This is a genomic window from Enterobacter sp. BIGb0383, from assembly GCF_003751845.1.
GTDB lineage: Bacteria > Pseudomonadota > Gammaproteobacteria > Enterobacterales > Enterobacteriaceae > BIGb0383.
On record NZ_RJKQ01000001.1, the window covers coordinates 1,168,775 to 1,187,169 of the forward strand.

Annotated in this window: 19 protein-coding genes and 1 riboswitch; all 19 genes read right to left on the reverse strand. The window is 58.4% G+C overall.

Translation table 11 applies throughout. The features are described from left to right. Positions 1-54: 54 nt before the first annotated feature. The gene (locus tag EDF81_RS05630) at positions 55-1,782 is read right to left on the reverse strand and encodes an amidohydrolase (RefSeq protein ID WP_123347031.1); all 1,728 of its coding nucleotides are present in this window, start codon (positions 1,780-1,782) and stop codon (positions 55-57) included. Between the two features lie 16 nt (positions 1,783-1,798). Beyond that, positions 1,799-3,226: an APC family permease gene (locus tag EDF81_RS05635; protein WP_221180807.1), complete on the reverse strand. Its 1,428-nt coding sequence runs from the start codon at positions 3,224-3,226 to the stop codon at positions 1,799-1,801. A 217-nt stretch (positions 3,227-3,443) separates the two neighbouring features. After that, on the reverse strand, positions 3,444-4,499 hold the full coding sequence (cobT, locus tag EDF81_RS05640) for a nicotinate-nucleotide--dimethylbenzimidazole phosphoribosyltransferase (RefSeq protein ID WP_123347033.1): 1,056 nt from the start codon (positions 4,497-4,499) through the stop codon (positions 3,444-3,446). Between the two features lie 29 nt (positions 4,500-4,528). Next, the gene (gene cobS / locus EDF81_RS05645) at positions 4,529-5,269 is read right to left on the reverse strand and encodes an adenosylcobinamide-GDP ribazoletransferase (RefSeq protein WP_123347035.1); all 741 of its coding nucleotides are present in this window, start codon (positions 5,267-5,269) and stop codon (positions 4,529-4,531) included. Continuing rightward, entirely contained in the window at positions 5,266-5,808 is a 543-nt protein-coding gene (cobU, locus tag EDF81_RS05650; protein WP_123347037.1) for a bifunctional adenosylcobinamide kinase/adenosylcobinamide-phosphate guanylyltransferase, read from the reverse strand. The genes cobS and cobU overlap by 4 nt, the downstream gene beginning before the upstream one ends. Next, a complete protein-coding gene (locus EDF81_RS05655) occupies positions 5,805-7,328 on the reverse strand; it encodes a cobyric acid synthase (protein WP_123347039.1) in 1,524 nt (507 codons plus the stop codon). The genes cobU and EDF81_RS05655 overlap by 4 nt, the downstream gene beginning before the upstream one ends. Positions 7,329-7,361: 33 nt before the next feature. Then, on the reverse strand, positions 7,362-8,075 hold the full coding sequence (locus tag EDF81_RS05660; RefSeq protein WP_123347041.1) for a cobalt-factor II C(20)-methyltransferase: 714 nt from the start codon (positions 8,073-8,075) through the stop codon (positions 7,362-7,364). Beyond that, a complete protein-coding gene (locus tag EDF81_RS05665; protein WP_123347044.1) occupies positions 8,072-8,866 on the reverse strand; it encodes a sirohydrochlorin cobaltochelatase in 795 nt (264 codons plus the stop codon). The genes EDF81_RS05660 and EDF81_RS05665 overlap by 4 nt, the downstream gene beginning before the upstream one ends. 10 nt (positions 8,867-8,876) lie before the next feature. Further along, positions 8,877-9,662 (reverse strand): cobalt-precorrin-6A reductase, encoded by a 786-nt coding sequence (locus tag EDF81_RS05670; RefSeq protein ID WP_123347046.1) that lies wholly within the window; start codon positions 9,660-9,662, stop codon positions 8,877-8,879. Beyond that, positions 9,659-10,384 (reverse strand): precorrin-3B C(17)-methyltransferase, encoded by a 726-nt coding sequence (locus EDF81_RS05675; RefSeq protein ID WP_123347047.1) that lies wholly within the window; start codon positions 10,382-10,384, stop codon positions 9,659-9,661. The genes EDF81_RS05670 and EDF81_RS05675 overlap by 4 nt, the downstream gene beginning before the upstream one ends. After that, positions 10,384-11,439 (reverse strand): cobalt-precorrin 5A hydrolase, encoded by a 1,056-nt coding sequence (gene cbiG, locus EDF81_RS05680; protein ID WP_123347049.1) that lies wholly within the window; start codon positions 11,437-11,439, stop codon positions 10,384-10,386. The genes EDF81_RS05675 and cbiG overlap by 1 nt, the downstream gene beginning before the upstream one ends. Continuing rightward, complete coding sequence (locus EDF81_RS05685) at positions 11,420-12,193, reverse strand: cobalt-precorrin-4 methyltransferase (RefSeq protein WP_123347051.1); 774 nt, start codon at positions 12,191-12,193, stop codon at positions 11,420-11,422. The genes cbiG and EDF81_RS05685 overlap by 20 nt, the downstream gene beginning before the upstream one ends. Then, positions 12,186-12,755, reverse strand: coding sequence for a decarboxylating cobalt-precorrin-6B (C(15))-methyltransferase (locus EDF81_RS05690; RefSeq protein ID WP_123347053.1), 570 nt, complete (start codon positions 12,753-12,755; stop codon positions 12,186-12,188). Before EDF81_RS05690 ends, EDF81_RS05685 begins: the two co-directional genes overlap by 8 nt. Further along, complete coding sequence (gene cbiE / locus EDF81_RS05695) at positions 12,745-13,353, reverse strand: precorrin-6y C5,15-methyltransferase (decarboxylating) subunit CbiE (RefSeq protein WP_123347055.1); 609 nt, start codon at positions 13,351-13,353, stop codon at positions 12,745-12,747. The genes EDF81_RS05690 and cbiE overlap by 11 nt, the downstream gene beginning before the upstream one ends. Beyond that, the gene (gene cbiD, locus EDF81_RS05700) at positions 13,347-14,489 is read right to left on the reverse strand and encodes a cobalt-precorrin-5B (C(1))-methyltransferase CbiD (protein WP_123347057.1); all 1,143 of its coding nucleotides are present in this window, start codon (positions 14,487-14,489) and stop codon (positions 13,347-13,349) included. Before cbiD ends, cbiE begins: the two co-directional genes overlap by 7 nt. Further along, positions 14,486-15,118: a cobalt-precorrin-8 methylmutase gene (locus EDF81_RS05705; RefSeq protein ID WP_123347058.1), complete on the reverse strand. Its 633-nt coding sequence runs from the start codon at positions 15,116-15,118 to the stop codon at positions 14,486-14,488. Before EDF81_RS05705 ends, cbiD begins: the two co-directional genes overlap by 4 nt. A gap of 9 nt (positions 15,119-15,127) precedes the next feature. Next, positions 15,128-16,087, reverse strand: a complete 960-nt coding sequence (gene cbiB, locus EDF81_RS05710; RefSeq protein ID WP_123347061.1) for an adenosylcobinamide-phosphate synthase CbiB — start codon at positions 16,085-16,087, stop codon at positions 15,128-15,130. Next, entirely contained in the window at positions 16,084-17,463 is a 1,380-nt protein-coding gene (locus EDF81_RS05715) for a cobyrinate a,c-diamide synthase (protein ID WP_123347063.1), read from the reverse strand. Before EDF81_RS05715 ends, cbiB begins: the two co-directional genes overlap by 4 nt. Before the next feature lie 94 nt (positions 17,464-17,557). Beyond that, positions 17,558-17,793, reverse strand: a riboswitch (cobalamin riboswitch). A gap of 146 nt (positions 17,794-17,939) precedes the next feature. Beyond that, positions 17,940-18,275, reverse strand: a complete 336-nt coding sequence (locus EDF81_RS05720; protein WP_123347065.1) for a DUF496 family protein — start codon at positions 18,273-18,275, stop codon at positions 17,940-17,942. Positions 18,276-18,395 lie beyond the last annotated feature (120 nt).

An 18,395-nucleotide genomic window follows, 5' to 3' on the forward strand; every position in this document is an offset into this window, starting at 1 on the left:
ATTATACGTTAAGTTAAGCAGCATAAGCGCTGCTTAACTTAACCGTTTCATGCTCTATTCTATTTCTGGAGTGTAAACAATTTCACCTCCAACCATCGTTAACATTACCCTGGTATCTTTAATACTATGTGGATCTACATCAAAAACGTTTTGGTCTAAAACGATCAAATCAGCAAACTTCCCTTTTTCCAGAGAACCAATGTATTGTTCTTTGTGAGTTACATACGCGGCGTCAATTGTTGCGGCACGTAAGACTTCTTTCACCGTCAGATTGCGATCGGTTTCCAGACGTGGAGTGTATATTTCATTTCCCAAATGAGCCTGGCGCGTTACGCCAACCTGGAAATCGTACCATTCATTTAAGGGATCTATCGGCCAGTCGCTGCCAAAAGCGACGCGGATACCGCGATCGATAAATTTCCCTGCAGTTTCGAGATTCTGAAAACGGTGAGTCCCCAGTATATTCTGTTCCTCTTGCATCAGTTCAGGCGTCACGCCTGCCCACTGAAAGGCCAACAAAACCGTAGCGTTCAATGCTTTATAACGTGGGTATTGATCGCTGCCAACATATTCATTGTGCGCCAGCGTAGGGCGAATATCGCTGTCCGGACAGACGCTGCGCATCTCTTCTATCGCATTCAGTACCATCTCGATAGCCCCGTCGGTCATAGTATGCGTATGCGGGTGCAAATCGGCTTTGGCGCAGGAAATAAATAAGGCATTTAAAATATCGGGTTTAAAATAGAGATCGCCGTAACGCCCTGAAGGCTGCCAGTCGGGGATCTGTTCCGTTCCTTTATTTTCCAGATAAGATTCCCTCAGGCTGCCTGTCATCATGGGGGGTTGCAGCACGCCATCAATAAAGAATTTTACGTTACAAAGACCGACATCCGGGGTCGGTGACCAGCGGGTATTATACTTTTCAGCTAATTCGGCGATGCTGCCAATAACCGCATCGGCATCCGCCGGGGTAAGCGCATCCGTAGGGGTGACTTCTTTAGCCCCCATAAAGCGAATATGTAAGCGATTCTGTTGTTTGAGCTCATTAAAATAATCCAGATGCTCGGTATAAACCCGGGCATCCATCACCGTTGTCACCCCCTGAGCGTTAAGGGCGCGCTGGATAACATCGGCTAAATGGACAGATTGCTCCTGGTTAAGGGAGGTGATGCTGTCGTAGGCCCGCATTGCCGGTGCATCATCGATAATCCCGTTAAGCAGGCCATCTTCGCTTCGATAATATTTACCGTCCGCAGGCTCCGGGCTGGTTTCATCGATTTCCAGCAGCGTCAGCGCCCGACTGTTCGCCACCAGGGTATGACAATCATTTGAGAACAAAACCACCGGTCTGCGGGTGTTTAGCGAGTCCAAAGCTGCGCGGGTGATATCTGCCCCGGCAGGGATCATTCCGCAACGCAGCCATGCCCGGACCGTTAGCCAGTCGCCCTCGCCTTTGAGTGCATCCCGATCTAAATGGCTCTGTATTTTATTCAACGTCTCTTCTACCGTCAGGCTCTGATACTCCAGGCTAAAACTTAATAACTGTTTCCCTCCCCATATCGCATGCAGATGGCTGTCAATAATTCCCGGCATCAGCATTTTTTTTTGCAGATCAATACGCCGGGTATCCTCACCGGAAAAACAGTTTATTTCTGAATTCGTGCCGACGGCGATAATAACACCGCCTTTAATTGCAATGGCTTCCGTTACGTTATCATCAGCATCAAATGTATGAATAGCGCCATTAAAAAAAAGGGTGTCGGCCATAACCGTGTTTTTCATATTATAATCCTTAGAGTTAATTTATCGCTGCAATCTGTTCTTTCGTTTCCAGCTTATGCGCCGCGCTCTCCGCTTTGCGGATAATTAATTCACCGATAACTAAGACCAGAACGACGCCAGATAAAATCGGCGCACTGTATTCCCAGTTGATTTGTCCGTGTAAGATGTCCGGGAACACAAACAATACTGCCGCACAAAAGATAAAGAAGATGCAGGATAAAGAACAGGCCCATGCAGCAGCAAGCCCACCGGGAACCCGAAAAGGCCTGAGCGTGTCAGGGTCGGAAATTCTGAGTTTAATAAAAGAGGCGAAAAAGAGTAAAAAACTGATAACAATAACGGTGCTGGAAAATGCAAAGACAGACCAAAACATATTGGCATTATCCCCTGCGGCAAACCAGGCATACACCAGGGTCACCGCCGTAGCAACAGTGCCCAGGACCCGATTAGCCCAGTAAGGGGTATGATAACGGGGATGGATCTTGCCCAGAAAAGCGGGCATTTCCCCCTCTTTTGCCGCTTCAGAAACGGCCATACTCGGTGCCATTGCCCAGGTGGCCTGATTCCCAATAATGCTGAGCATAAAGAAAATACTGACGATCCATATCAGCGGGTTTCCCTTACCAAACATAGGGATCAAGGCATCAACGATTCCCGAAACCAGATTTAATTCAGATAGCGGCAGGGCCAGTAAAATCCCCATTGAACCAAATATGTACAGAAATGAAATGGCCAGAGAAGAGAGTAAAATAGCCTTAGGAATATCCTTGACCGGATTCTTTAGTTGTTTACCCATACAGGCCACCAATTCCAGGCCAATAAGGTTATAGATAATCACACATAAAAACCCGATCCCTTTGGCATCCGCAGAGGGCATCATGGTGGCCATACTGAATTCATTGGCAATGCCGTGGGTAAAGAGTTTATAGAACCCGGCAATCCCCAGAATGAGGATCACGGAGATTTTAAATATCGCCCCCAGTATTGTTAACCAAATCCCGACATCAACTTTATAATTGATAAATGCGATCGTCAGCCAGCTCATTACCAGAATGATGATGACCTGTCCATTCAGAGAGAGGTCCGGCATAAAGGTACTGGAAAAAATACCGGCAAAAAGCACATAGCCCGCCGGCATCCATAACCCACCGGCCAGCCAGTACAAGTAAACGGCTCGTGTTGACATCCGTGCGCCAAAGGCTTTTCGGATCCAGACATAGATCCCACCCTCAGCCGGATACGTCGTCCCCAGTTCAGAAGTAATTAAGGCATAAGGTATCACGAAAAGAACAAAGGTTACCGCCCACCAGAATAGTCCTCCAGGGCCGATGGATGCGGACGCCGTTAATGTTTCCAGAACAATCACGGCGCACATTGTGAATAAGGAAATTTGCGTGACGCCCATCTTTCCTTTTTGGGGGACTAGCTCTTCTTTATTTTGCATATTCTTCTCCATTTAAAAAATAACGGAAAAGAAATTGCAAAGCCTGTGCCATTTTTAAATACTAAAAAACACTCTTCTAACCTATTGAAAATGATAGATCATTCGCAACAATGATGCTGATTCTCATTCAGAAAAATGCTTAATTTTAATCACCGTGCTTAAAATTTTTATTTGCCGATGTTTAAAATTAAGCGGGGGCATTTAACAACCGGCAACGCTATGTGGTCGGCAGAACAATATTGCTCTCCGCCAGCGTTCCCATTTCGTTATAAATCGCGCAGGCGGCATCTACCAACTGCATGGCCAGCGCCGCGCCGCTGCCCTCGCCCAGACGCATCTCCATATTGAGATACGGCTCCAGCCCCAGATGCGCCAGTGCGATACGCGCGCCTTTTTCGGCGGAGAGATGAGATGGGATCAGGTATGACTTAACGTCAGGTGCAATACGGCAGGCCGCCAGCGCCGAGGCGTATGAGAGGAAGCCGTCCAGCACCACCGGCAGGCCACAGCTGGCTGCACCGAGCATCACGCCGGTCATGCCCAGCAGGTCGAAGCCGCCCACTTTGGTCAGCACGTCCAGACCGTCCTGCGGATCGGGCTGATTAAGCGCGATAGCCTGACGTACCACCTCCGCCTTATGGCCCAGCTGCGAGGTCGGTAAATTGGCCCCGATACCGACGACATCCTGCGGCTCGCTTCCGGTCAGCACGCTGACCACCGCCGCCGCCGGGGTGGTATTCGCCATCCCCAGTTCGCCGACGCCAAACAGGGTCACGCCCTGCGCCGCCAGGTTGCGAGTGTAGCGCATCGTTTCCAGCAGCAGCGCCTGTGCCTGCGTCGCCGTCATTGCCGCCTCGCGGGCAATATTGCCGCTGCCGCGTGCGACTTTCATATTGATCAGGCCGTCCAGCGGTTCAGCGTTAATACCGGTATCGATAATATGCACCTTCGCACCCGCCTGACGGGCCAGCACGCAGACGCCGGTATTGCCGCGCACCATATTGCCGGCCTGAATCGCGGTTACCACCTGCGGGGAGATCGCCACCCCTTCATGCCAGACGCCGTGGTCGGCGCACATCACCAGAATCGCTTTTTCCTGGACCTGAGGCGCACCTTTAAGGCCGGGCATTCCGGCCAGCTGTACCGCCAGCGCTTCCAGACGCCCAAGGCTACCGGGCGGTTTTAGCAGGCCGTCAATATGCTGCTGTGCGCGGGCCATCGCAGCAATGTCCGGCTGCGGGATGGCCTGCAGCAAAGAGGTGAGTGTTTGCATATGTGTATTCGTTCCTTGTCGTCGCTGGCTCAGAGTAGCGCCAGCAGAAAAATCACTTCGCCCAGCTCAATTGCCGCCCCGAGCGTATCTCCGGTCTGGCCGCCCAACGTGCGGCGCAGAAGCTTTCCGAGAATAACCATCCCGACCAGCGTGACCAGCAGCGCCCACAGGCCTGCTCCGCCGAACAGCACCACGGCTATCGCCAGCGTCAGACCCAGCGTAACTGCCGTCTGACCGCCGCTAACCTTACCGATAAACAGGTTTCCCAGCCCTTCTTCGCGGGCGTAGCGATGGTGATACATCAGCAGGACGGAACAGCCCCGGCCGGCAGCACAGGCCGCCGCCAGGGCCGCCAGCATCGGGGTATCACGCAGGGCCAGCTCGCTTATTACCAGCACCTTCGCCAGCAGCACAAACACCAGCCCCAGACCGCCGTGGGTGCCGAGTCGGCTGTCGCGCATGATCTCCAGCATCCGCTCCCGGCTGCGGGCGGAAAAGACGCCGTCACAGGTATCCGCCAGCCCGTCGAGGTGAAAACCGCCGGTGAGCAACGCCAGTGCCAGCACCGTTAACAGCGACGCCAGCGGCAGCCCGCACCAGCCTTCAGCAATAATAAACACCAGCCCGCTCAATGCCCCGAGCAGCAGGCCAACAAAGGGAAAGGTAATAATCCCGCGCACGTATTGATCGACTTCCAGCCCCTGAGACCAACGGTGCGGCACCGGCAGGCGGCTCATAAAGGAGAGGGTTGCCCAGAACAGCTTTATCATTTTATTTTGACTCCGATTCCGGAGACCACCAGCCAGACGTCATCTGCCGCATGGGCCAGACGCTGATTGACGCGCCCGGCGATATCGCGAAAATGCCGCGCCAGCCGGTTCTCCGGGACAATCCCCATGCCCACCTCGTTGGTGACCAGCACCACCTGCGCCGGGCAGGCCCGGCAGGCCGCAATCAGCTGGTCAATTTCAGCGTCAACCTGCTGCTCAAGCGCGGCGTAGTCCCAGCTCTGTGGATCGTCCTCACCGCCGTAGGCGAACAGCAGATTGGTCACCAGAGTGGTGATGCACTCCAGCAGCACGGCATCATCAGCCGACATCTCAGGGCTGATAACCTGCTCCAGCCCCTGCCAGCGCTCGATAGTCTGCCAGTGCGCCGGACGCCCTTCCTGATGATGGCGGATACGGTCGGCCATCTCTTCGTCAAAGACCTGCGAAGTGGCGATATAGCGCACGGACGACGCGTGAGTCAGCAGGGATTCCGCATGGCGGCTCTTGCCGCTGCGGGCGCCGCCGGTGACCAGAATCATGCCGTTAACTCCTGATGCTCACGCATAATCTGATAGATCCTTTCAATATCAATATGTTTACGCATTCCGTCCGCCAGGATATCAAACTGGCGGGATTTGTACCCGGCATAGTCGAGCGCCACGTCGAGCGGGGCCAGGCCTTTACGCTGGCGCAGGCCGTTAATCAAAGCCCGGGTAAAAGTGTCGCTGTCGAACAGACCGTGCAGGTAGGTGCCAAACACCTGACCGTCCGGGCTGACCGCCCCATCGGCAACCGACTGGCCCTCTTTTTCAAGGTTCAGGGCCGGAGCCGACTCCGCTGCCAGTTGGGTTTCCCCCATATGAATTTCATAGCCGCTCACCGGCAGCCCGGAAAGCGGTGCCAGCCAGCCCGGTAACGCAGGCTGCAGCCGCCCCTTCACCTGCGTGGTGGTTTTCTGGCGGGCAAACCGGGTAGTTGTCTCCAGCAGCCCCAGACCGGGCTGTCTGCCGAGAGCGGATTCTACGTCGTCGATAATGCTTTCACCCAGCATCTGGTAGCCACCGCAAATCCCCATCACCGGCGTACCCTTGCGGTGCGCGGATAAGAGAGCGTGGGCCAGACCGCTCTGACGCAGCCAGTTCAGATCGCCCAACGTATTTTTACTGCCCGGCAGGATCAGCAGGTCGGATCCGGCCAGCTCATTCGGATGGCAGACATAGCGTACCCGCACATCAGGCTGGGCCGACAGCGCGTTAAAGTCGGTAAAGTTGGCGATATGCGGAAGCTGAATCACCGCAATATTAATGGGTCGGTCTCCGGGCGCGGTCTGACGCGTGCGCTGCAGGGCCACGCCGTCTTCTTCTTCCAGGTCGACCTCCAGCCAGGGCATGACGCCCAGTACCGGTACGCCGGTCAGGGCTTCAATCTGGTCCAGCCCGGACTGCAAGAGTCTGACATCGCCGCGAAATTTATTAATGATCACCCCTTTTACCCGCCAGCGCTCGTGGGGCTGAAGCAGGGCCAGGGTGCCGTAAATCGCCGCAAAGACGCCGCCGCGATCGATATCGGCGACGAGGATCACCGGACACTGCGCCATTTCGGCCATGCCCATATTGACGATATCCCGGTCGCGCAGGTTAATCTCCGCCGGGCTCCCCGCCCCTTCCAGCACCAGCACCTCAAATTCGTCGGCCAGTTCGCGCCACACGCCGAGGATATGCTCCCGCAGGCGCGGTTTATAGTCGTGGTAGCTGACGGCATCCATATCGCTGGCAACGCGGCCCATCAGCACCACCTGAGCGTTGCGGTCGCTGGTCGGCTTCAGCAGGATCGGGTTCATCCGCACGTCAGGCGAAATACCGGCGGCCTCGGCCTGGAAAATCTGCGCACGGCCCATCTCTTTACCATCCGGCGTGATCCCGGAGTTAAGGGCCATGTTCTGGGATTTAAAGGGGGCGGTTTTATGCCCGTCCTGATAAAAAATGCGGCATAGCCCGGCGACCAGCACGCTTTTCCCCACGTCCGACGCCGTGCCCTGGATCATAATTGCCTGTGTCATCGTACTTCCTTTATCCGGGCACAAAGCCGGGCCTCATTTTTGCGGATCCCAGAGTTTGTTAACCACGATAGTCGAAAAATAGGAGAGCGGACGATCCTCGTCGATCTCCCGCAGCTCTCGCCAGCACTGCTCTCCGGCCTGGGTTGCTGAAGACATCATCAGGGCATGGTCCAGCGCGCCTGCTTCATCGAGCAGGGCTTTAATGCGTGGGAAGCGCCCGGACACCTTCATCAGCACCAGACAGTCGTGCTGCGCCAGCGCCTGGCGGATCTCTGACTCCTCTGCCGTGCAGGAAACCACGGCCAGCGACTGCTGCTCCATCGCCAGTGGGATGACGGCGCGGGCGGCAATCGCCGCAAAAGAGGTGATGCCGGGGATAATTTCCAGCCAGTCGGGACGGCCAATACGCTGGAGCAGAAACACCCAGGTACTGAACAGCATCGCGTCGCCGAGTGTGATAAATCCGACCTGCTTACCCGCTTCCACTTCGGCCACCAGCGCACTCGAGACCTCATCCCAGACCGCGATTTTTTCTCCGTCGTCGGCGCTCATGGGAAAGTGGCAACAGCGCACCTCGGTGTGCTCGCCGATATACTCCCGCACAATCGACAGGGCCAGGCTGTCGGCCCCTTTTCGACCGGCCGGGGCATAGACAATATCCAGCGTTTGCAGGATGCGGGCTGCCCGAACGGTAATTAAGTCGCTGGCACCCGGTCCGGTGCCAATGGCATACAGTTTTCCGCTCATGCGGCCACCTCCTGATTTTCGCGAAGAACCTGCTGCAGGTGAGCAACAAACATGGCGCGGATCGCCGGGTTTTCCCCCAGCCCCTGTAGCAACGCCTGCGCCGGGATCCCTGCCGCCGTAAACTGTGTTTTCCAGGAGTCATCCTCATCGGACGCCATATCGTTGATGGCGTGATCGCCCGCGACCAGCATCAGCGGCATCAGATGCACGCGAGTCACTCCCTCTTGCCGCAGGCTGGCAATCAGCACCTCCACTTCCGGGTAGCTCTCGACCGCGCCTACCCGTGCCGGAAATTGCTGAACGGCCATCATATGGTCGAGGCAGGCATAGGCAGAAAAGGCGTGATGGCTGGCGCCGTGGCCCATAAACACCACTTTTTCGCCGGGCTGAAGCCGGGGCATCTGCTGACTCAGGGCGCTCATCAGCTGCTGGTAGTCGTCGAAGCCGCTCAGCAGCGGCGCACCGATAGTGAGTCGCGTAAACAGCGGCCGCAGAGCCTGCACATCACGAACAATCTTTTCATACTCGTCGCCGTTGATAATGTGCAGGGACTGGATAGCCACATCCTGATACCCCTGCTCTGCCAGCCGCCGGAGCGCCTGAGAAGGGGTGTCGATATGGATATCATCACGCTGCTGCAGTTTACGGATAATCATCCCGGAGGTGAAGGCGCGAAACAGGGTGCGATCGGGGCAGCTTGCCGCCAGATCCCGCTCGCAGGCAACAATATTTTTCTCACAGGTATCGTGGTAGCTGGTGCCAAAGCTAATAACCAACAGGGCTTTTTTCATCATAGGTTCCTCAGGCTGCAGCCAGCCAGCGCGCCAGGCGCAGGGAGAAGGCCACCGGGCTGTCCAGGAGTTCGTCCCCCGCCACCTGCGGCTGTGGACGGGTAATCACAATGCAGGGAATACCGGCTTCCAGACAGGGACCGACTTTTTCCTGATAGCCCCCTTCGGCACCGGACGCCTTGGTGATCACCACCTCGGCCCGGCACTGGCGATAAAAGGCGGTATTAAACTCGGCGCTAAACGGGCCGCAAAGGGCAAAAATTTCACCGACGCCGAACCCCAGCTCTGCGCACTGCGTCATCACCTCAGCCACCGGCAGCACCCGCGCCAGCAGGGTTTTCCCCGGCAATCCGGCACGCCAGCGCGCCAGATCTTTACTGCCGGTGGTCAGCAAGATTCGCTCGCCCATTTCGGCCGCCAGCGTGCAGGCCTCTTCGAGGCTTACGACCTTGTGCAGCAAAGGGTGGGACAAATTCACCAGCTGTTCCGGGCGCTGATAACGGCTCAGCAGCACGCCGGTCTGCTGACAGGCGCTGACCAGATTGTGGCTGACCACTTCGGCGTAGGGATGCGAGGCGTCAATCACCCAGCGGGTCTGCTGCGCCTGCAGCCAGTTCACCATCTCGTCATAGTCCATACGTCCGCAGCGTACCGCCCCACGAATATCTCCCGCCAGCTGTTCGCCCGCCGCAGTTGCCACCGACAGGGTATAGTTCACCCCGGCCGCATCCAGCTGGCGGCAGAGCGCCCGCGCATCGCTGGTTCCGCCAACGACCAGCACCTCGCCCGCCCTCACAGGGTATAGCCCCGGGGCGTGATCATCAGTCCATTTTCGACATAGGTCGCACGGTTGCCGACAATTACCAGGCTGGTCATATCCACCGGTTCAAAATCCATTTCGCCGAGCGTGGTCAACCATTTTTCCTCTTTTTTACGCCCGGCCGCTTTCACCACCCCAACCGGCGTCTGCGCGCTTTTGCTTTCCGCGAGCAGGGCAAAGGCCCGGGCCAGATGCGCTTCGCGGCCCCGGCTGCGCGGGTTATAGAAGCAGATCACGAAGTCGGCTTCTCCGGCGGCGAGAATACGTTTCTCAATCACCGACCAGGGGGTCATCAGATCGCTGAGGCTGATATGACAGAAGTCATGCATCAGCGGCGCACCGAGCAGAGCCGCAGCCGCAATGCTGGCGGTCATCCCCGGCACCAGGCGTACCTCGACATCCAGCTTCTGCTTGCCGACCAGCTCCAGCACCAGTCCGGCCATACCGTAGATCCCGGCGTCGCCGCTGCTGATCAGGGCCACGTTATGCCCCGCCTGCGCCAGTTCAATGGCCGCCTGACAGCGCTCAATCTCTTTGCACATCCCGGTTTTAATGACCTGCTTATCGCCGGTAAAAGCCTTCACGAGGTGGGTGTAGGTTTTGTAGCCCACCACGATATCCGCGGCCTGCAGCGCCTCGACGGCCTCAATGGTCATCATCGCCTGCGAACCAGGGCCAATGCCGATTACTGTTAACATCAGTGTGAAACTCCCAGAGTGATCGTGACCCCCTGCTCCCGCAGGGTTTCACCAATAAGTTGCCCCTGGCTCATTAGCCAGGCGGCCGGACCGGATACGCTTCCTACGCCGGTGGTCTGGCGTACAAAGTCGGAACCGGGAAAATGGTGTTCATAGGGGCGCAGTTCCTCTGCAGAGAAGACCTGAAACGGCACCCGCAGGCTGGCCGCCAGCTCAAGAAGTCCGGGTTCATTCTGCTTCAGGCTGATACTGCCGATGCCGCGAAGCGCCAGGGGATCAAGCCCGCTGGCCGCAAGCTGACGGTGCAGTAGCGTATTGATCAGGCTGAAGGGCGTATCGCGCCGACAGCCAATACCCGCTATCACCCGACGCGGTACCAGGCGAAAAACCGGGACCGGCAGCGGAGGCAGTTCAGCCTGCATCGAGACGCAAACCAGCGCATCCAGATCCGATAACGTATCGAGCGAACGGACCGGAATAAGGCCCCGCGTGTCGCAGTCGCTGGCCGCATAAAGGCTGGCATCGTCCCACCACAGGCCCACGCGCTTCTGGCTGACCAGCATCTGGTTAACCGTTTTTACCGCCGTGCGGAAATCGGGCATCCCGGCGTCGAGTTGCTGCGCCAGACTGTCCAGCGCCGCCAGGTCGTTAACGTCCGTGGCGGTGGTGATCACCGGATCGGCCCCAATTACGCCCGCCAGATAGCGCGCCAGGGCGTTAGCCCCGCCAACATGCCCCGAGAGCAGGCTAATCACATGCTGACCGCGCTCGTCGATCACCACCACCGCCGGATCGCTCAATTTGTCCTCGATAACCGGGGCCAGCGTCCGCACCACGATCCCGGTTGCGCCAATCACCACCAGCGCCCGGTAGTCGCGAAAGGCCTGGCGCAGGCTTTCGCCAAACCCGCCGTTAAACGGCAGGAAACCCTCGGTCAGCAGCGCCTCGCGGGTAAAGCAGGTCATCGGCAGCGCTTTTTGCAGTTCGCGGGCCAGCGCAACGCCGCCGGGCGTCAGGCAGAAGAGCGCGATCGATTCAGGCTTTACGGTATTCATGGCTGAAATCCGCCGCATAGAGTTTTGAGTAGTGGTACTCCTCACCGAGGAAAGCCCCGACCAGAATCAGCGCGGTTTTACGGATCCCCGCATCGCGGACCTGGTCGGCGATATCGCTGAGCGTCCCGCGCAGGGTCTGACTTTCGGGCCAGGTGGCTTTGTAGATCACCGCGACCGGCGTTTCCGGCGCATAGCCGCCCTCGATCAGGCGCTCCGCCACCCGGTGAATACGCTGGACCGAGAGGTAGATTGCCATCGAAGTTTGATGGCGGGCAAAATCCTCTAACTGCTCAAGCGGCGGGACCGGGGTACGCCCTTCGAGACGGGTGATAATCAGGCTCTGGGAGACTTCCGGGACGGTATATTCCACCCCCAGCTCCGCCGCCGCACCGAGGAAGGCACTGACGCCTGGCACCACTTGCCAGCGGATGCCACGGCGGGTCAGTACCTCTCCCTGTTCACGTACCGAGCCGTACAGCGACACGTCTCCGGTTTGCAGGCGGACCACCGTTTTTCCGGCGGCGATCCCTGCGGCCATCAGGTCGATGATTTGCGCCAGATGGAGTTCGGCGCTGTCATGGCACTCGGCATCCGGCGGGCAGTACTCCAGCAGCTCCGTGTTGATCAGCGATCCGGCGTAGATCACCACGCTCGCCTGCTGCAGCAAGCGGTAGCCTTTCAGGGTAATCAGTTCGCGATCGCCAGGGCCTGCACCGACAAACCAGACGCAGTTTTTTTCGAAGATTTCAGCCATTACGTGGCTCCTTCCGGCAGGAGATAACAAAAACGGGGTTATTCGGCTTGAAGTAGTGCCCGCTGCCCAGGCGCTGACGCGTGGCAATCTGCAACTGGGTGCAGTCGGGCTGAGGAATACCGCATGCAACTAAGTGATCCAGCGCGGTGCTCAGGTTTTCCTGCAGGATAAAGGTCATCACCAGCCGCCCCTGCGGATGAAGCTGCGCCAGCGCCCAGTCGATGAGAGCCGTCAGGTGTCCGCCGCTGCCGCCAAGAAAAATAGCGTCGGCTTTCTCCTCAACCGCCAGCGGCGCTTCGCCGTCAACAAGGGTGATGTTCGGGCAGGCAAAATGACGGCGATTTTCCGCCAGCAGCGCCAGCGCAGCCGGGTCGCGTTCGATAGCGGTGACCCGCAGATCCGGATGGTGTAGCGCCGCCTCAATCGAGACGCTGCCCGTTCCGGCCCCGACATCGATCAGATGCCGGGCCTGATGCAGTTCAAGGCGTGACAGAGCGAGGGCCCGAACCGCCTCTTTGGTCATTGGCACTTTTTCGCCGCGCAGAAACAACTCATCTTTCATTGAGGATCACCACCACATTCATATCGTATTGCTCACCGGGTTCATCGCAGGCCCGCAGCCAGCGGATACGTTCATTGTCCATTGCCAGATTTTCGCCAATCACCATCCAGCGATGGCCCATGCCACGCGCCACCAGTCCGGCGGCAATTTCACGCGGGCCGCAGACCCGGTCGGTGACCATCGCCACTTTGTTCTGCTCAACCAACTGGTCAAAATCGACCTGCCTCCCGTGGCTGCTGGTTAGCCACAGCTCGTTCATATCAACGCCGGCCTGCGCACAGAGATACTGCACGGCGCTGATGCCGGGGATCACCCGCACCTGCGCAATGCCGAAATGGTCCACCAGCCGTTTACCAATGCCGAACAGCAGCGGATCGCCGGAGGCCAGCACCACGATATTTTCATCCAGGCGCGCCGCCAGCCAGTCGAGCAGCGCCGGGATATCCGCGCCGAGGGTAAAGGTTTCGCCTTCAAAATCAGGAAACTGCGCCAGATGTCGTCGGGCACCCACCAAAGCGGACGCGCTGTTAATCACCGCCAGCGCGGCGGGCGTCAGCCACTGCTGCCCTGCAGGGCCCATGCCCACAACTGTCAGCATCCGAGGGCCTCCGCAATCTCAACAAGCGAGCGGCTGCTGCCGATCACCTGGTTATCAAAAGAAAAGAGGATCGCATCGCATTCAGGCGGGGTTTGGGTAAAGCGCAGCCTTTGCAGTATCCGCTGACAGATCCGCTGCGCCAGATGGCCGTAGAGGTGCTGAAAACCGCAGGCGTCAATATGTTCCATCGCCGCCTCGGTGGTGTCGCATTCACTGACTGCCTGAAGCAGCGTCAGAGGCGCACCAAGCAGGGCCAGATGCGCCACCATCACTTCCATACGCGCATCGGCAATATGGCTGTGGGTATGGAAAATGCCGGCGGCAATTTTAATCAGCTTACCGGGGTGACCAATCAGGACGATCTGCTTAAAGCCCAGCCGCACGGCCTCTTCAATCATGTAGCCAACAAAGTTGCTCATGGTCACCACGCTGTCGGCATTCAGGCCCGGGAGATGTTCACGGACAAAGCGCTCCCCGTGGTTACCGGGCACCAGAATCACCCGCTCCAGCCCGGCGGCGCGTTTCATCTCCAGCTCCAGCGCCAGAGAGCGTTTCCAGCTCTCTTCCGACATCGGCGTGACGATACCGGTGGTGCCGATAATGGAAATACCGCCGAGGATCCCCAGCCGGTCGTTATAGGTTTTTCGCGCCCGCTCGACGCCTTCCGGGGCAAAGATTTCAACCGCTGCGCCACGGGTCGGACCGATAGCCTCCCGCACCGCCGCCTCGATGGTCTGTCGTGGGGTGCGGTTGATGGCCGCGCTGCCCACCGGCAGGCCAACGCCTTTACGGGTGACGGTGCCCACCCCCTCGCCACCGCTGAGGGTGATATCGCCGCTGTCATTCAGCGTCACCCGGGCAAAAATCAGCATGCCGTGGGTGGCATCAACGTCATCCCCGCCGTCTTTACGGATTGCCGCCACTGCCTGCATGCCTTCAACGTGCGGAGATTCGACGCACAGGCGCAGGTTGACGCCGGACGGCGTGACAATCGATACCTGATGGATCAGGTGCTGGCGCAGCACCATCAGGGCCGCGACTTTCGCCGCCGCCGTGGCGCAGGAGCCGGTGGTGTAGCCTTTACGCAGCGCCTTGCCGTTGTGCCAGACCGGGCTGTCGAAGGCGGCATCGCTCATTGCGCCCCCTGCAGGTGATAGAGAATGGCGTTAATAATTGCGGCGGCCACGTTGCTTCCGCCCTTGCGCCCGAGCGCGGCAATCGCCGGAAGCTGGCTGGCTGCCAGCGCCGCTTTCGACTCTTCGGCACCGACAAAACCGACGGGCACGCCCACCACGCCGCTGACCACCGGGTTCAGCTCCAGTAGACGAAACAGCGCGGTCGGCGCGTTGCCGAAGACAAAGATTTTCTCCCCCTCTTCCTTCAGCGCCACGTCAACGGCCGCCATTGAGCGGGTGATATTCTGCGCCAGCGCCTGTTCAGCCACCTGCGGGTCGGCGATATAACAGCGACACTGCCCGCCGAACTGCGCCAGCAGGCGTTTATTGATGCCGGACAGCGCCATGGTGGTGTCGGTGTAGAGGAGGCAGCCGCTGCGCAGTGCCGCACAGAGTCGCTCCAGCGCATCAGGGGAAAACCAGAGAATATCCAGCCACTCGAAGTCGGCGGTGGTGTGGATCACCCGCTTAATAATGGCCTCGTGCAGCGGGCTGGCAAAGCGATAGTCGGGCCGGGTATCAGCAATAATGTCGCCGATAATGTCGAAGCTTTTACGTTCAATGGCCTGAGGCTGTTGGAGATAAGTCATACATTTTCCTTAAAAAGCACCGACGAGCAGATAGCGAATCAGCGCAAAAAGCAGCAGGGCCAGGGTTGAAGCGACCCACATCAGGCGCAGGGTGCGGGGGATATCATCCGTGGAGACCTCGCGGACCGCGTCGCCAATCCAGGGTTTTTCCACCCGCTGGCCAAAGTAGTCATTCGGCCCGCCGAGGCGGATACCCAGCGCGCCCGCGACGGTTCCTTCCGGCCAGGCGCAGTTTGGGCTGCTGTGATTTTTTCGGTCGCGCCAGCCAATACGGAAAGCGCGACCGGCATCTTCCCGACACAGCCAGGCGGCAAGGGTCAGCAGCAGCCAGCTCAGTCGGGCGGGAATAAAGTTCGCTACATCGTCCAGCCGGGCGCTGACCATCCCGATGGCGCGGTATTTCTCATGCTTATAGCCAACCATGGAATCGAGGGTATTGACCGCCTTATAGGCCATCGCCAGCGGTGCACCGCCCAGCAGCAGGAAGAAGAGTGGCGCAATAACGCCGTCAACGCTGTTCTCCGCCACGGTTTCCACCACCGCACGGCGGATCTGCGGCGGTTGCAGGGCAGAAGTATCACGCCCGACAATCCACGACAGTTTTTCCCGGCTCTGCGCCAGATCGTCAGCGCGTAGAGGGCGTTCCACGTCGCGGGCCGCGTCGGCCAGGCTACGGGCGGCCAGCAGGGTAAAGATCATCCAGACTTCCACCACCCAGCCCAGCCAGGGATACAGGCTGCGGGCCAGCAGCAGTACACCCCAGCTCAGGCCGCCGGTAGCGCCCACCACCACCAGCCACATCAGTGCACCGCCAATGCGCAAGGCGCGCTCGCCATGACAAATCCGGCGCACCCACCGTTGGGTCAGCGTAATAAGGGAGCCAATCCAGCGCACCGGATGCGGCATCCCACGCGGATCGCCAATCAGACAATCCAGCAGCCAGGCGACGGCCCACGCCAGCAGCGTCACAGGGCGCGCCTTGCGGCGTTGAACCAGTGATTCAGCAGGGTCGGGCGCTGGGCAAAGTGCAGATGCAGATAGCTGGCAAAAGTATTGCCCACCTGCCAGCCAGCCGCCCACTGGCGCAGTACCTCACCATCGCGGGTTTTACGGCACGCCAGCGTCGCCGGGAGGTCCGTCGTAAAGTCGGAGTAGTGGAATTCGTGGCCGCGCAGGATCTCCCCGGCGGCGGCCAGCAGGGTTGAGGTGGTCGCCCGGGCTTCACAGTAGCCAAAGCGCGTCAGTTTCGTCCCCATCCGGCTGTGACCGGGCAGAATGCCCGCCAGGCGGTGAGTCTCGCCGTTGAGATCGCACAGGGTATCGCCGAGAGCCATCAGCCCACCACACTCCCCGTAGATCGCCACGCCGCGCCGATGTGCCGCCCGGATCTGCGCCAGCATCGGCTCATTCGCCGCCAGCTGCGCCGCGTGCAGTTCGGGATAGCCGCCGCCAAACCAGATCATTTGACACTCGGGCAGCGTCCGGTCATGCAGAGGGCTGAAACGGACGATCCTGACCCCGGCCTGCTCCAGCAGCTGCAGGTTATCGGGGTAGTAAAAATTGAAGGCGTCATCATCGGCCAGCGCGAGGGTCAGACCGGCTCCGGCATCCGCCGTCGGCATCTCCGGCCATACGCCCACCGGGAGATGAGGCAGCGGACACAGGGCAAGGAGACGGTCGATATCGAGGGTCGTTTCCAGCGCCAGCGAGAAACCCTGCCAGGCATCGCGAAGCAGGCCCGACTCGCGGGCGCTGACCAGCCCGAGATGACGCTCAGGCAGGGAGATATCCTTTTGTACCGGAACATAACCCAGCACCGGGAGTTCGCAGTAGTGCTCAATGGCGGTTTTCAGCAGCTGATAATGGCTGTCGCTGTTGACCCGGTTGACGATAACCCCGGCAATATTGAGGCGCGGATCGAAGTGCTGAAAGCCCATCACCGTAGCGGCAATCGAGGTAGAAACCGCTTTGCCATCCACCAGCAGAATGACCGGGCAGCCCAGCTGGCGTGCCATGGCGGCGGTGCTGCAGTAGTCCGGGTCGGTACCGTAACCGTCGTACAACCCCATCACGCCTTCAATAACCGCCACGTCGGCATGGCGCATCTGCTCGTTAAACAGGGCGTTAAGGGTGGATTCCGGCAGCATAAAGCTGTCGAGGTTGCGGGAAGGCACGCCGGATACCGCGCTGTGCCAGCCGGTATCCAGATAGTCAGGGCCCACTTTGCAGGGCTGGACGCGCAGCCCGCGACGCTTAAGCGCCCCGAGCAGACCAAGCGTAACGGTGGTTTTCCCACAGCCGCTTGCGGTCCCGGCAAGAATAAATGCGTAACGCCCTGCTGACATACACTAAATCCTGTGCTGAAAGCGTGAAAGCAGGCGTAATCAGGCCCGGCCCGAAGACCGTGCGTATCTGACCCACCCACTTCCCACCGAAGTTGTTGAGTGATTACCAGCAGGCCGGTCTTCTGACTTAGCGTCATCCTCACCTGCCCTTCCCGAACTTGCGATCGGTGGTTTTGCAGGGTCGTCAGCATTACAGCAGCGGGGGCTGTGGGGGACTTATACCCGTCATACTTCAAGTTGCCTCTTTGTTGGCTGCAACTCGAATTATTTTGGGTATGCACTCCCTTCCCAGCCATATTTCTATGGCAAACCTGTTGGCTTAATAATAGAACCCGGGAAGTGTATCCCTCTGTCAGGAATGATTTTTTGCGCTATGACAATGAATCGGATCGGATATGGCTGGATGGCGAGGAGGATCTGAAGGGGATTGCGGAGAATCACGCGGTGAGAGGGAGACTCTCACCGCGGGGAAAAACTTACTCGCCTTTCGGCTCGGCGGCTTTCTGCTCGCCCATGACTTTCAGTTTTTTGGAGATGTCGCGACGCTCTTTCGACAGCTCGGCGTTTTTGATGATGTAGTCATCAACGCGGTCTTCGTAGTCGGTCTTCATGCTCGCGATGATGCCCTGAATGGCCTCAACGCTCATGCCCGGCTTGATATAGTCGCTGAGGTTGTCCAGCAGCAGCACACGTTTCTGGTTGTCACGGATCTTTTTCTCAACGTCCTGAATTTCGCGCTGCAGTTTGTTTTTGCGACGAAACAGGCGAACAAATTCCAGAACATCCTGGAACGAAGGCTTGATGATTTCCATTTTTACACCCCTGATAATTGAAATTCGGATTCGTTTAACGCGGCCACCGTAGTCTGAACCTTACGGACTTACACAAAATCATTCAAGACCAAAGGCCGCACTCTGCGACGCAGACCCGGC